This is a genomic window from Eubacterium segne (genome assembly GCF_014287775.1).
GTDB lineage: Bacteria > Bacillota > Clostridia > Lachnospirales > Lachnospiraceae > Eubacterium_G > Eubacterium_G segne.
The window spans coordinates 128724-144064 of record NZ_JACOOZ010000009.1 but is presented as its reverse complement, the minus strand read 5'-3'; the positions used below and the strand labels follow the sequence as shown (position 1 = coordinate 144064).

The window sequence follows — 15341 nt, the reverse complement described above, 5'->3', positions numbered from 1 at the left end:
GCATAATAATTAACATCAGGATTTGCCTTTAAAATATAAGCCTCACCTAATTCACCGGTTCCTTCCCATGTGACTGACGGATCAATTGTAACAGGATACTTTCTGTCAGTTGAAGTCAAATAGTCATTATCTACAACTATTTTTAATATATATGCATTTATTCCCTTTGTTTCAGAGACGGACTTCTCTAATTCATAATGTACATCTTCACTGTATGCTTTTCCCGTACTATCATTCATTGACGGTGCCGGAATTCCCGCAACAATGCTGTCTTTTTCCTTGTCAATAAATGAAATCCCACCACCTACAGCATCAAGACGTACCTCAAGATTTTCAGTACATATTTTATATAAAAATTCATTATTATCAGGAATTTCATTAAGTATAATGTCTTCTTTCATTCCATGCTCTAACGAATGATATGCTATTTTTGTATCATTCCCGGTGTTTTCATATACTGCCTTTATGCTTTTTTCTTCCTTCTTTCCAGTTACGGCATCCTCAATTTTTTCAGTTTCTAATGATACCTTATCGGTTTTAGTTTCTACATAATCATCCGAATTCTCCCCGGCATCCAACGGTACAAATGATATTCTGTAGTCATCCTGTGTAAGAAGAACCGGGCTTTCCTCCCCGATTGTTTCCGGCAAATATTGTTTTGTATCTCCGGACTTATTTACATATTTGTATTTTTTTGAATTTTTTACGGAAATATTTTTTGCAAAAGATATGATTTTCTTATCCTGTGATTCAGCGGCAACCAACTCTGAATTATATTTTTTTAATTTTCCATCCTCTTCAAAGCGTATGTTGTCTGAATAATATACTGTTTTTTTCATTCCGTTGCTCATAAGGTACGTGTTTGAATTTTCATCTCTCATACTCTTTATTTCCTTAATTACAACAGGCTTTTCTCTACCTTCATCATCAATGCTCTTGTCATCATTTTCAATTATTTCCTGTTTATCTGACATTAAAGCATTTTTCTTTGTGATTTCCGACTCTAATTGCACTGCTGAAACATTAACGCTCGTTACGCACAATGCCATTGCCATTACTGCCGAAATCATTTTACCATAAATGTTCCTTCTCATAACTTATCCTCCACTTTTGTTCACTACTTCAATTTCTCCCTATAATTGAAGTTTCATTAACGGTAACCATTTTCCCACCCAACCTATTTACGTTAAAAGGCATAGACTCCGCAATGCTTTGCGTTCTATGCCTTTTTGAATTAATGAAAAAGGGAGACTATGTCATTTTGACACGGGTTTCATTTAAAAGAATAAGCTTCTTAGATGTGATTTTTTGACTGATTATAAGGACTATAATCATAACCTCGCTTCCCCCTTTTTCATCTGTTCTTCACCATACATTTGTCCCCCAAATGAAAATATAATTTGTATAAAATTTTCATCTACATTTTATTATTGGGATTTTAATATTTCAATAGGACTTGCGCAAACGTACCCGTTTTTTGCGTAAGTGTAGCTTTTTTGTGATTTTATTCGCTATTTTTTTCATAAATTTGTGTCTCTTATTGTCGTTATTTCAGTTTTTTATCAGATTTTATTACCAATCCATGCAAATAAAAAAGGCAGGTAAAAACCTACCTGACACATACCTATTATTAATTTTTAAGATTTTCCGCTGGATTTTTAACATTTTAATCTACTTTCGAAATTATTTTTTTACCTATTTACAGGATATATTCCTTTTTCTTTCCAAATATTTTCTCTTCATTTCAGCATAACGCCTGCTACTTACATAGGCTGTGGTTCCATCAGTAAATTCAGCTTCACTGCTACTAAATCTTTTTACTTTATCCATATTAACCAAGTAGCATTTGTGACTTCTAAAAAATCCTACATTTTCTAACTCTTCCTCATATTGTGATATTTTTCCACTACATTTTAATTCACCGTTAAATGTATGTACAATCAGTTTTCTTGCTTCTGTTTCTATGTAGAAAATATCACATATCCTGATATTTATGTTTCCTTTACCCAGTTCATTAAATGATAGAGTTTTATTTGTTTCAAGTCTGACATCAGCTGAAGTTAAGGCTTCCTTTAATTCAGCTTCCATATTATCTTTGTTAATATATCTAAATGCATCAACAAAATATCCCTTGTTGCTGATTTCCATATGAGTTGTAAAAATTATTGTAATAAATTCCTGTTTAATGCCTTTGTATTCTTTGATTGTTTCAAATCCATCTTTTCCCGGCATTTCAATATCCACCAGCACAAAGTCGAAATTACCTTTTCGTTCCAGAAAACTATCTCCGGATTCAAACTCTTCAATGTTTATGTCCACACCTGCATAATGATTTTGAACTAATTTGTGTGCCATATTTCTCCATAACTTTTCATCATCTATAATTGCTATGTTCATAAACCAATCTCCTCGGAAATATTCTTTAATAATATTGTTACACTAAATATGTTTCCTTTCGCATCAATATCCATTATTCCATCATATTTATCAACGCTGTCCCTTACATTTTGTAATCCCCAGCCATGCCAATCCTTATCTGCCTTACTTGTTGAAATCTGACCATTTTTAATTTCAAGCTTGCCACTAAAACAATTGCTAACTTTTACAATTATATCTTCTTTGTCGTAGGAAATTTCTATATCCACTTGCTTCTTAGATTCTTTTTTAGCTGCATCAAATGCATTACTTAACAGGTTCGAAAACACCGTACACAAATCATATGCATCTATGTTACAATTATTGGGCATATGACCACTTATATTAAAATCAATGTTTAACTCTACAGCATCACTGTAAAACCTGTTAAGCACTGCATCGACTATACTATTATTAACAGATACATTACTTCTAAGTTCATCCACTTTTGACAGTATTGCATCGCAATACTCCTTATATTTTTGACTATCAATTTCCGACAATCTCTCCAAAACACATATATGATTTTTTAAATCATGCCGAAATTTTTTCGTTTTCTCCTCACGTTTTTCTAAATACTCATAATGTGCATTTTGTTCATTAAGATATTTATGTACTATTTCTTCCTTTTGCCTATATATGTCCCTTGATACCATTAATAAAATTACTGCCCCCAATTGAATCAGTATTCCTAATGCTACTAAAGTAAAAGTTACACCATAAAGTACTTTATTTTTATATGCCATCTTATCCAGTGTAACTGTAGCCATTATCATTAATGCGAATGCATCTACAAAAGTTAAAATTGTATATAACACCAAAAATCCCAAATGAATCTTCTTTATCCCATCAATATTTTTTCGTTTAAGTAAAATTGCTACAACATATATAAACGCAAACACAATACCTGATTGTATTATATACGTAAGCATTCCCTCTTTATAATTTAATAACGTGCATATAATATTAATTACAACTTCTACTATTGATGATATAAGCGAAACAATTAAAAATAACCACACTGATATAAAAATAATATTAATTATTTTTTCTTTGAAACATAATGCTACAGCACATGCAATGGTTATTAATATTACTCCCCCTTCAAAAAAGACATTAGATTCTATGCATTTACACACTGAACAAACTGCCACCAATGCAGTTGCCAGTATATATTTATATGTATTATCCCTCTTATTAAGAGCTAGATAATAATCACAAATTAAAACAATACAAAAAACGAATAGCCAGTCTGTGACTATTGAAACCAGAAGTTGCATCTCTTATCCTCCACATAAATATCAATATATATAATATATCAGATATTTATACTTTGGACTATACCTTAAAACCAATAAGATACGAATCTTCTGAAATAATCGAACACCCTTCTGTCCTTTCCGTATATACTAATTGTATTGTCCGGACAAGTACTAAATTACACCCTTTTTTTCACATTTCAATAGGTCTTGCGCAACCGTACCCGTTTTTTGCGCAAGTGCAGCTTTTTTGGGGTCAAATATTTCATTTTTTCATGTTTTTTCTTTTCTTTAATTCTTCCTTTTTCTAATTTTTGAGTTTAAAATGGCATCAAAAAAAGAACCTCCGGCAACATATTCTTGTGCCGCTAAAGGTTCTTTTTCTAATTATTAATATTTTTTATGATTATTATTTATTCAGATATTTCATCCGGTTTGTCATTCAAGGTTACATCTTGGTTGTCATCCGAAGCTCCATCCGGCTCATCACACTTACGGTAAATTTCCATAAATTCCTTACCTGTGATTGTTTCCTTATTATAGAGAAATTCAGCTATCTTATCCAGCTTGTCTCTGTTATCCCTAAGAAGCTGCTTTGCCTCCTCATATTTTTCCTTAAGAAGTATCTTAACCTCTTCCTCTATTTCAGTTGCCGTCTTATCACTGCAGTTTAACTGTGCACGTCTTCCCAGATATGGGTCTTCCACACGCTCTAAACTCATCAGTCCAAATTTCTCTGACATACCGTACTGTGCAACCATGGAACGGGCAATATTAGTTGCCTTTTCCATATCATTTGAAGCCCCTGTAGTAACTGAATCAAATACTATCTCCTCTGAAGCTCTTCCTGCTAGTAAGGTAACAAGCTCTGCATTTAATTCATCCTGTGACATAAGGTATTTTTCCTTTTCAGGTGCCTGAATAACATATCCCAACGAGCCCATGGTTCTTGGAACAATAGTAATTTTCTGTACCGGCTCTGCATCCTTTTGAATAGCTGCCACAAGAGCATGTCCTACCTCATGGTATGCAACAATCTTCTTTTCTTCCTTGCTTAAGATTCTGTCCTTCTTTTCTTTTCCGGCAATAACCACTTCCACGGCTTCCATTAAATCTGCCTGGGAAATAGCCTTTCTGCCACATTTTACTGCATTAATGGCAGCTTCATTTACCATATTGGCAAGGTCTGAACCTACAGCACCACTGGTTATATTGGCAATAGCTTCCAAATCAACTGTTTCATCCAATTTAACATCCTTTGAATGAACCTTTAATGTCTCAACCCTGCCTTTGAAATCCGGTGCGTCCACTATAACACGTCTGTCAAAACGTCCCGGTCTTAACAATGCCGGATCAAGAACTTCCGGTCTGTTAGTTGCCGCTAAAATCAATATTCCCTTTGATGTGTCAAATCCATCCATTTCCGCTAAAAGTGCGTTTAAGGTCTGTTCTCTTTCGTCATTGCCTCCGCCGTATCTTGAATCACGGCTCTTACCTATAGAATCAATTTCATCAATAAATACGATACATGGTGCGTTTTCTTCTGCCTGCTTAAACAAATCTCTTACTCTTGAGGCACCTACACCTACAAACATTTCCACGAAATCTGAACCTGATAATGAGAAGAATGGCACATTTGCCTCTCCTGCCACTGCCTTTGCCAGAAGGGTTTTACCTGTTCCCGGAGGGCCTACTAAAAGTGCTCCCTTAGGAAGTTTCGCACCTATTGCCGTATATTTTCCCGGATTATGAAGGAAATCAACCAATTCCACAACTGATTCCTTTGCTTCTTCCTGTCCTGCCACATCCTTAAATGTGACACCTGTTTTCTTTTGAATATATACCTTGGCATTTGACTTTCCTACACCGAACACACCGCCCGGTCCGCCTTTTCCACCGGATACCCTTCGCATAACAAACATCAGTAATGCCCAGAATAATATCAGTGGAACAACATATTCCAGTAATATAATGATAATACCATTGCTTGCACTGGTACTTTCCGCTTTGAATTCTACATCGGTATATTTATTTTTCAATTCACTTATTAAATCCGGATCATTAACTGCTGTAGTCCAGAAAGTTTTCTTTATGAGTCCATTTTGCAGATTTTTGGTTTCAATGTAAATCTTTCCGGATTCAAAAAGAACGCTTTCAACCTTGTCATTATCCAACAATTTAACAAACTGGCTATAGGTTATTTCTTCCTTTGATGCCGAACTTAAAACTGATGAAAACAACGATGTTAAAAGCAATGCACCTATTACGGCAACCACAACGCTGATAATCATACTTTTTTTCTGATTGTTATCATCGTTCCTGTTTGGATTATTTCTGTTAGTATTTCTATTTTGATTATTATCCATTGTTTTTCCTTTCATTTAGATTCCTTATAGTAAAATACTATATCACATTGTTAAAAAATAATGTGAAATTTTATTGAATATTTCATTAAAATTTTAGAATATTGATATTTTTTTTATTTTTTTCTAGAAATAAAATATTTATTGTAGTACACTAGTAAGGTGTTTTTAAAATATGTTTAGTATACTCAGGGAGGAAAATCACATGGCAGTGAAATATGTATTCGTAACAGGCGGTGTTGTTTCCGGTCTTGGAAAAGGTATTACAGCCGCTTCATTGGGAAGACTTCTGAAAGCTCGTGGCTATAAGGTTACAATGCAGAAGTTTGACCCATATATTAACATTGATCCCGGTACCATGAATCCGATACAGCACGGCGAGGTTTTTGTAACAGACGATGGTGCTGAAACAGATTTGGACCTTGGACATTATGAAAGATTTATTGATGAAAGTTTAACAAAAAATTCTAACGTAACTACCGGTAAAGTTTATTGGTCAGTTCTCGAAAAAGAGAGACGTGGTGACTTTGGCGGAGGAACAGTTCAGGTTATCCCCCACATTACCAATGAAATTAAAAGTCGTTTCCACAGAAGTCTCAGCGAAGAAACTGAAATAGCTATTATTGAAGTAGGCGGAACCGTAGGCGATATTGAGTCTCAGCCATATATTGAGGCTATCAGACAGTTCCAGCATGATGTAGGACATGAGAATTGTATCCTTATTCATGTTGCTCTTATGGTTTATCTTCCTGCTTCTGAAGAAATGAAGACCAAACCTATTCAGATGAGCGTTAAGGAATTACAGAGACTTGGTATTCAGCCTGACATAGTTGTATGTCGTACTGAATATGAAATTGATGATAATTTAAAGGATAAAATCAGTTTGTTCTGTAACGTTCCTGCCAGCCATGTTGTTCAAAACCTTACACTGGATTTGCTTTATGAAGCACCTCTTGCCATGGAAAAAGAACATTTGGCAGAAATCGTTTGTCAGAGTCTTAACTTAGATTGCCCTGAACCTGACCTTGAAGATTGGAAGGCAATGGTTGAGGCTGCTAAAAATCCTACACAGGAAGTTACTGTTGCTCTTGTTGGAAAATATATTGCTTTGCATGATGCCTACATCAGCGTAGTTGAATCTTTAAAGCATGCAGGCTACAACAGCAGAACTACCGTAAATATCAAATGGGTGGATTCTGAAGAGGTTACTAATGAAAATGCCCCTGAAATCTTTAGTGATGTTTCAGGTATTCTTGTTCCCGGTGGTTTTGGCAGTCGTGGAATTGATGGTAAAATCGCAGCTATTAAGTATGCAAGGGAAAACAATATTCCATTCCTTGGTCTTTGTCTTGGAATGCAGTTATCTATAGTTGAATTTGCCCGTGATGTAGTTGGTTTCCGTGATGCCCATAGTATTGAGCTTGACCCATCCACTACTCATCCTGTTATCAGCCTTATGCCTGACCAGGAAGGGGTTACAGATATTGGTGGTACATTAAGACTTGGTTCTTATCCTTGTGTCCTTGACAAAGAAAGTAAAGCTTATAAGCTTTATGGCACTGAGTTAATTAATGAACGTCATCGTCACCGTTATGAAGTAAATAATGATTACAGAAGAAATCTTACTGAAAACGGCATGAAACTTTCAGGTATCTCACCTGACGGCAGAATTATAGAGATGATTGAAATTCCTTCACATCCGTTCTTCATTGCCACTCAGGCACATCCTGAATTAAAGAGTCGTCCTAACAGACCACATCCTTTGTTTGTTGGATTTGTTGACGCAGCCATTAAAGCTAAGAAATAAAAAATTCATATATTTTAATACTACAAAAGCGGGTATCAAAACCCGCTTTTTTCTAACTAAAATATTTCATTTTCCGTTGTTGTTTCCTCTGCCGCATCATCGTCACTATAATTGTACAATTCATCGTCAAGGATATCTTCACTATCATCTAATAAATCATTCCCCTTCGCCTGAGCGTTCATTGCCGTAATTAACAATGTAGTTATATCTGCTGCATTTTTCGGAATCATATCATCCACAGATGTTTTTCCTTCCTTGATTTTCATATCAACACTTACGTTAATATCTTCATTATCAATTTTCATATCACCTGTTGAAACATTAAATATTCCACTTCTGCTTCCGGCTTTTCCTGTAACTCTTGCCTTTGCTACCAAATTGGCATTTGACTTCTTTATGGTGTCAACAAAATCTGATTTGTTTTCTTTAATTTTATCTGCCATATCTGATGTGGAACCCACACTATCCTGTAACTCCTTGTATGAAGATGCAACTTTGCTGTCCTCACCATACACCTTTGTTACCAAATCAGTACATGTTTTCAATGTATCCTGTAAATCGTTTTTCACAAAATTAATTAACATATCCACCGCTTTATCTGCGTTGTCACCATTTACCGTCAGTGTGTAATTATCACCATCTTTTCCCTGAAGGTCTTTAAAATTATTTTCTATTTTAGTCCATACAGACTGTATTTCCTTAAGGGAATCCTTATCTAATGTTTTAGTATCCGGTAATTCCTGACCTGATGCCTCTGCTAACTGCTTATAATCCAATGAAATGCTTTGTGTAACTCCTATCTGTGACAAAACTGATTCCAGACTTGTAGCTTTTTCTTCGTTAATTGTCTTTATAAACTCTAAAAGTGGTGCTGTTTCTAAATATAACTTTGTTCCATCTACAGCAAAAGTTGTAAGCTTCTGATAATCAGTATCTTTTCCTGCCTTAACATCAAATCTCACTGCCATTTTATCCTTAGCTTCAGCCTTTACATACATCTTAAGTGCCATGGAAAACTTACCATTATCATCTAAAACCCTGTCTAAATCTTCGGTATCTTCTAATTTTCCTGTGGCTTTAATTTCCACCGTAGCCTCGCCTTTTGTAATCTGTGAGATTTCCTTTACTTCCTTAAAAAATGTGCTGTCATCCTTTCCACATCCCGTTAATAATGACATAACCATAACTAATGACAGTACAACTGATAATAATTTTTTACTCATAATCCTCTCCTATTTTTCATCACTTTATTATGTTTTTTGTTACTTATAATATAATAATATAGCCGTGCAACGACAATTGCACGGCTATATTATTTACTCATCGGTGCGACAGGATTCGAACCTGCGACCTCTGCGTCCCGAACGCAGCGCTCTACCAAGCTGAGCCACGCACCGCTTCGTATATAATATCATACTTTTTAGAAAATGTCACAACTTTTTAAAAATTTATGGATTACCAAAATTATGGATTACAGACTTTTTAAGAAATTATGAATTGCAGACTCTATTGCAAACTCTGCCGAAAACGCAATACATCCCAGATACATCTCTTATTCCTGCTTGTCTTCTCCACTCCAAAAGTCCACCGGTTCATAATCTCTCAAAGCAACCAGATATCCCTGCTTTTGAAGTTCCTCCTGAATTTCATCAAGGGTTTCCTTTGAATCAGCGGTAACCGTATGATAATGATACTCAGAGGTTATCTGCTCTAAAGGTACAGACACGCCTCCTTTTATTTCTTCTACATATTTTTTTGCATCCCTTCTTGATTTAATGTGCATTTCTACTTTTACCACACCGTAAACCTTATGATACACAAAAACATCTTCAACTTTTCCACCACAATCCACTATAAGATTAAGTTCATCCAGTATCTTGTCTGCACTGTGCTTTACCTTAAAAACCCTTTGCTTCCGACCTTTTTCCTCCTGTAAAACATAACCCTTGTGAGTAGAAATAATATTATATTTTTTTGCCCTTAAAAGTGCTATATCCTGAACCACCACCTGACGGCTTATCTGAAATTTTTCAGCCAGTTTGGTGCCTGATACCGGTTTGTCACTGTCCTGCAATATTCTTAAAATATTTTCCCTTCTCTTTTCTCCTTCCATTTTTCCTCCCAAAAAACTATATACGATGTAGATTTTTAAGTGAAATATCCATAATTGGTGCTGAGTGCGTTAATGCTCCGCTGGAAATATAGTCAACCCCTAAGTCAGTAAGTTTTGCAATATTTTCTCTTGTAACATTTCCTGAAACTTCTATTTCAGCCTTTCCATCAATAATATCTATAGCCTCTTTCATTACATCGTGGCTCATATTATCAAGCATAATAATATCTGCTCCTGCTTCAACGGCTTCCTTCACCATATCAATATTTTCCACTTCAACTTCAATTTTTCTTACAAATGGTGCGTATTCCTTTGCCATATTTATAGCCTTTGTAACACTTCCTGCTGCACCAATATGATTATCCTTTAAAAGAACTCCGTCTGTTAAATTATATCTGTGATTATTTCCTCCGCCAACACGAACTGCGTATTTTTCAAAAATTCTATTGTTTGGTGAAGTTTTTCTTGTATCAAGAAGTTTGGTTTTGCTTCCCTCAAGAAGTTTCGCAATGGATTTAGTGTATGTGGCAATACCGCTCATTCTCTGAAGATAATTAAGACCTGTTCTCTCTCCTACAAGTAAAACCCTTATATCTCCTGTTACTTTTCCCATAAGCTGACCTGCTTTAACTTCATCGCCATCTTCCACAAATAATTCAACCTTGGTGCTTTCATCTAAAAGCTGGAAAGCTCTGGCAAAAACCTGTAATCCGCAAATAATGCCATCTTCCTTGCAAATTAAATCCACTTCACCTAATGTTCCCTTAGGCATAACTGAATTGGTAGTTACATCTTCACTTGTTACATCTTCCTTTAATGCACTTAATATTAATGGGTCTACTGACAATTTTAAAGTTACCTGATCAAACATTTTATTCTCCTTTATCTATCGCTTCTAATAAAATTTCCTTGTTTTCTTTATTCCACTTTTTCAAATCACTATAAGGTGATAAATCCATATTTTCAGTGTTCCTGTACTCTGTAGAATCGAATTCCGCTGTCATTTCTCCGGCTGCACGCTTTGCAAAAACCATACTTTCAAGAAGTGAATTACTTGCAAGACGGTTTTTTCCATGTACACCGTTACACGCTGTTTCCCCTACCGCATAAAGCTGGTTCATGGATGTTTTACTTTGAAGATTTACCTTAATTCCACCCATAAAGTAATGCTGTGCTGGGACAACCGGTATCATTTCTTCAGGAACATTATATCCATGTTCCTTACAGTGTCCGATTATATTTGGGAAATGATGCTCTAACTGCTCCTTTTCAATAGGACGCATCGACAACCAAACGTGTTTTGTTCCGTCTTTTTTCATTTGAGCCTTTATATTCTCCGTAACAATATCTCTTGGAAGTAATTCATTGGTAAATCTCTTGTAATTTTTATCATAGAGAAGGGCACCCTCCCCTCTCACTGACTCAGAAATCAAAAAGCTTCTGTCCTCTTCTCTTTCGGAATAAAAAGTTGTTGGATGTATCTGAACATAATCCACATGTTCAACTTTTACGCCGTGTCTTATGGCAACGGCAACTCCATCACCTGTTAAATGTCTGTAGTTAGTAGAATGTCTGTAAATTCCTCCGATTCCACCGCTTGCTAAAACTGTATAATTAGCATTTATTACCGTAAGGTTTTCATCATCCTTTTTAACTACAGCTCCATAACATTTATCCTCTTGGCATATTATGTCAACCATAGTCCAATGTTCCTTTATAGTTATATTATCACGTTTTTTTGCTTCTTCATATAGGTGACTTGTTATTTCTTTTCCCGTAATATCCTCATGAAATAAAATTCGTTTTTGAGAATGGGCTCCTTCTCTGGTAAACAAAAGATTTCCCTCTTCATCTTTAGCAAAATCCACACCAAATCCAATTAAATCCTTAACTAAGTCCTGTGAAGAATTAATCATTGTTGTTACGGCATCAGGGTTATTCTCATAATGACCTGCTTTCATGGTGTCATTAAAATAACTTTCAAAGTCACTTTCATCTTTGAGCATACACATACCGCCCTGTGCCAGGTACGAATCGCTATGCTCCACAATGTCCTTTGTGATAATTAATATGTTCTTATCCTTTGGAAGATTCAGTGCACAGTAAAGACCTGCACATCCACTTCCCACTATTAAAACGTCTACTTTCATATTTCTCTCATTTCTAAACTTTATGTAATGATTTATTAATAACATCGCCCGATAAACAGCTTTGACATTATTGTGTGGCATTATAACACATCATTTTACATCTGACAAGACAGTTGTAAATACAACTATTAACTTTTACTCATATAAAAAAGAACTCACACGAGTTCCTTTTTGTACATAAACCGCTTCATTATATTTGACAATGAATTAATTTACCTCAATATACACTTTTTCAATTTCACTATTTTTCAAACAATCCATGCAAATATTCTACAAGTTCACCGTCGCTTTTAACCTTAATATCAGCCCCAAATGCTGAAATATCTCCGTCTATTTTGCTTTTTTTATTAGTTTTATCTACATAATAAACCTTGAAAAAATCCGTTGATGATATCATTATGCTGTACACATCCTCTTCACTGCTTACTACAGAATCATCATATGTAATACCCTTATAACTTAAATGCTCTTTCAACATTTCTGCCATTTTATCTGCATCATCATTTTCTAATTGGATTTCTTTTCCTGTGGAATACTGCTTTATGGATATCTCTGATTTCTGCGGAATGTCAAGTGCTTTGGTGTAATCTCTGTGTGATGAAACTCCCACAAACACCCCAACTAAAACAACTATACAAAATGCTACAACACATATAATTATTTTTCTTTTTTTCATATTTTGTCCTTTCCATATGTACTCTGCCCATTAGTATACCTGTTTGTAGTGGCTTTTTCAACCTTGTGCCCTAATCAATATTGGTATTTTGCTATATTTTTTCATTTTCATTAAATCACATTATTCCAATACCTACCCCAAAAGGTACATGAGATAATCATTCCCAAATCACTCTTCCCTTCCCCTTAGTTATGTATCAGATTGTCCTCCCTGTATATCTTAAGAAGTTCCTCCAAATCGTATATCTGCTCTAATATTTTCTTCCCAATATCAGTATCCCTAACCTTAAGTCGATTTTTCTTTGTTTCAAATTTATTTCTGTCAGATTTAATATCCATTTTGTATTCAGGGTGACGCATAATAATCTGTCCCTCTAATTTAAATAAAATCACGGAAATAGCCTTTAGTGCCGCCTTCATTGGACCAATATTTTTGTAGGTTTTCTCGGCAAACAAAGTAAGGGTTCTCAGACTTATTCCATAACCGCTTTCTAACATTCTGATATTATCATATTTAAGATTATTCCTGATCCTTGTCATGAATTTCTCCGGAGCAATTATTCATAATATGCACAAATGCCTCATACTCACCGTGAATATCACTCATAAAATGCTCCGTGCCCTTTGGCAGATTAAGTATTGCATTAAGATTAATTATCTCCGTACATACCGACTAGGTAGTAGGGTATTTTTCAGATAACAATTCTAAGTATTTTTTATAATTTTCTTCCATAGCAAAACTCTCTCTATTTTAACATTTCCAGTATTTTTACCAGTAGCTCCCATGTTCTTTTTGTTGAAGAAATGCTTAATTTCTCATCTGTTGTGTGAATATCCTTCATATCCGGTCCAAAGGATATGGCATCCAAATCATCTATTTTGGAGGCAAAAAGTCCACACTCAAGACCTGCGTGTATTCCCTCTACCACCGGCTCTTTTCCACCATAAACTTCCCTGTACGCCTTTACAGCTGTGTCCCTTAGCACTGAATCAGCCCTGTACTCCCAGCCGGGATAAACACCTTCACACTGAAGACTTCCGCCAAATATTTCCGTAAGGCTTTTAAGTTTCTGTATAAGATAATTTTTCTCACTATCCTTAGAACTTCTTACGGAATAGGACATTCTTACTTCTTTATCCGTAGTTCTTAAAATTCCAAGATTAAGGGAAGTCTGAACCATATCCTTAATTTCAGGATTCATTCTTTCAACTCCGTTTGGAAGGTTTGCCAAAAGAATAACTGTTGCCAATGTGGATGGCCCTGACATTGCCTCCACTAACTGACTATCCATAACATTAAGGGTAATTTTCATAGCCGGGTCAGTTACCTTGTATTCATCTTTTACTTCATCAAATACCTTATTAATAATTTCCTTAGCCCTGTCTACACATTCCGGTAAAACTGCAATTGCCGCCTCGCTTAAATTGGCAATGGCATTATCCTTTTCGCCACCGTTTACCCCAATAATACGCATATCAATATTCTCAAACACATTTAAAAGAATCCTTCCTAAAACACAGTTGGAATTAGCTCTTTCCTTGTGTATCTCGGCTCCTGAATGTCCTCCCGTAAAGCCATCTAATCTCATTTCTATAATTTTGGCATTTATCATATCCTTATTATACGGGAGAATACATGTAGCAGTAGCTCCACCTGCACAACTTACTGTAAATATTCCTTCATCCTCCGAATCCACATTTAAAAGAAGTTTTCCCTTTAAATCAGAAACGTCAATAGCTGCCGCACCTAACATTCCCACCTCTTCATCTACCGTAAATACAGCTTCAATAGGGGGATGTGCTATTTCACTACTATCTAAAATAGCAAGGGCATAGGCTACGGCAATGCCATCATCTCCTCCAAGGGAGGTTTTATCTGCCGTTATCCAGTCACCTTCAATTTCAAGGTCCAGACCCTCTTTTTCCATGTCCTTATTACTGTCAGCAGTTTTTACCGCCACCATATCCATATGTCCCTGAATTATTACAGGCTTAGAGTTTTCATATCCCTTTGATGCCTCCTTCCACACAATAATATTGTGCATATCATCCTGTCTGTATTTCAAATCACGGCTTTTGGCAAAGTCTGCAATGTAATTGCTTATTGCCTCTACATTTCCCGAACCATGGGGAATCCTTGTAATATTCTCAAAATATTCAAATACCTTCTTTGGCTCTAAATTCTCTAAAACTCTCATTTGTCTTCCTCCATAAATACTATAAATTTCTTCTTTTCCAGTATATTAAAAAACATGCTTAACCTTTCATATAACATTTCTCCGGCTTTGCTATGTTCTTTCTTTAACCTTGCGCCAATTTCATATATATTTCTTTTTCCGTCTATTTGCCGCCACACATAACTTCCATAGGAATCTAATTGAACGTAACTAAATCTGGGCTTTTTTAACAGCCTCCGGGCTACTACATTGTAAAATCCCTTATTTTCCACAATTATCTCCACCAGATTATCCTTTGTTATCTTCCATTGTATATTTATTCCGGGTATAAAATCAACATAATTTAATTTTTGTTTTTTCACCATTTATATTCTCCCCCTGT

At 35.3% G+C, this 15341-nt stretch carries 13 protein-coding genes, 1 tRNA gene and 1 pseudogene; 1 reads left to right on the top strand and 14 read right to left on the bottom strand.

Features of this window, described 5'->3' with window-relative positions; genetic code table 11:
- The 4 genes from H8S00_RS12190 to ftsH all read right to left on the bottom strand — a co-directional run.
- Nucleotides 1-1094: hypothetical protein (locus tag H8S00_RS12190; protein ID WP_186840633.1), on the bottom strand; the 1094-nt coding region annotated here is incomplete at its 3' end.
- Nucleotides 1095-1695: 601 nt separating this feature from the next.
- Nucleotides 1696-2397, bottom strand: coding sequence for a LytR/AlgR family response regulator transcription factor (locus H8S00_RS12185; RefSeq protein WP_021951877.1), 702 nt, complete (start codon nt 2395-2397; stop codon nt 1696-1698).
- On the bottom strand, nt 2394-3695 hold the full coding sequence (locus H8S00_RS12180) for a sensor histidine kinase (protein WP_186840632.1): 1302 nt from the start codon (nt 3693-3695) through the stop codon (nt 2394-2396). The genes H8S00_RS12185 and H8S00_RS12180 overlap by 4 nt, the downstream gene beginning before the upstream one ends.
- 392 nt (nt 3696-4087) lie before the next feature.
- Entirely contained in the window at nt 4088-6055 is a 1968-nt protein-coding gene (ftsH, locus tag H8S00_RS12175) for an ATP-dependent zinc metalloprotease FtsH (RefSeq protein WP_494545897.1), read from the bottom strand.
- Nucleotides 6056-6242: 187 nt separating this feature from the next.
- Between ftsH and pyrG the strand changes: the two genes are divergently transcribed.
- Nucleotides 6243-7844 (top strand): CTP synthase, encoded by a 1602-nt coding sequence (gene pyrG / locus H8S00_RS12170; protein WP_021951880.1) that lies wholly within the window; start codon nt 6243-6245, stop codon nt 7842-7844.
- Nucleotides 7845-7900: 56 nt separating this feature from the next.
- Here the strand turns inward: pyrG and H8S00_RS12165 are convergent, their stop codons facing one another.
- The 10 genes and pseudogenes from H8S00_RS12165 to H8S00_RS12120 all read right to left on the bottom strand — a co-directional run bounded on the left by H8S00_RS12165 (nt 7901) and on the right by H8S00_RS12120 (nt 15324).
- Nucleotides 7901-9067 (bottom strand): hypothetical protein, encoded by a 1167-nt coding sequence (locus H8S00_RS12165; protein WP_021951881.1) that lies wholly within the window; start codon nt 9065-9067, stop codon nt 7901-7903.
- Between the two features lie 100 nt (nt 9068-9167).
- Nucleotides 9168-9241: transfer RNA gene (locus tag H8S00_RS12160), tRNA-Pro, on the bottom strand.
- A 155-nt stretch (nt 9242-9396) separates the two neighbouring features.
- On the bottom strand, nt 9397-9957 hold the full coding sequence (locus tag H8S00_RS12155; protein WP_021951882.1) for a transcription repressor NadR: 561 nt from the start codon (nt 9955-9957) through the stop codon (nt 9397-9399).
- A gap of 16 nt (nt 9958-9973) precedes the next feature.
- Complete coding sequence (gene nadC / locus H8S00_RS12150; protein WP_118589646.1) at nt 9974-10828, bottom strand: carboxylating nicotinate-nucleotide diphosphorylase; 855 nt, start codon at nt 10826-10828, stop codon at nt 9974-9976.
- A 1-nt stretch (nt 10829) separates the two neighbouring features.
- Nucleotides 10830-12107, bottom strand: coding sequence for an L-aspartate oxidase (locus H8S00_RS12145; RefSeq protein WP_118589647.1), 1278 nt, complete (start codon nt 12105-12107; stop codon nt 10830-10832).
- A 241-nt stretch (nt 12108-12348) separates the two neighbouring features.
- A complete protein-coding gene (locus H8S00_RS12140) occupies nt 12349-12783 on the bottom strand; it encodes a hypothetical protein (RefSeq protein ID WP_021951885.1) in 435 nt (144 codons plus the stop codon).
- 185 nt (nt 12784-12968) lie between these two features.
- Nucleotides 12969-13313: a fructose-bisphosphatase class III gene (locus H8S00_RS14160; RefSeq protein ID WP_370553094.1), complete on the bottom strand. Its 345-nt coding sequence runs from the start codon at nt 13311-13313 to the stop codon at nt 12969-12971.
- Nucleotide 13314: 1 nt separating this feature from the next.
- Nucleotides 13315-13515: pseudogene (locus H8S00_RS14155) on the bottom strand (fructose-bisphosphatase class III); the annotation flags it as partial.
- 13 nt (nt 13516-13528) lie between these two features.
- On the bottom strand, nt 13529-14980 hold the full coding sequence (locus H8S00_RS12125) for an aminoacyl-histidine dipeptidase (RefSeq protein ID WP_118589648.1): 1452 nt from the start codon (nt 14978-14980) through the stop codon (nt 13529-13531).
- Nucleotides 14977-15324, bottom strand: coding sequence for a PqqD family protein (locus tag H8S00_RS12120; RefSeq protein WP_021951888.1), 348 nt, complete (start codon nt 15322-15324; stop codon nt 14977-14979). Before H8S00_RS12120 ends, H8S00_RS12125 begins: the two co-directional genes overlap by 4 nt.
- Between the last annotated feature and the right edge of the window lie 17 nt (nt 15325-15341).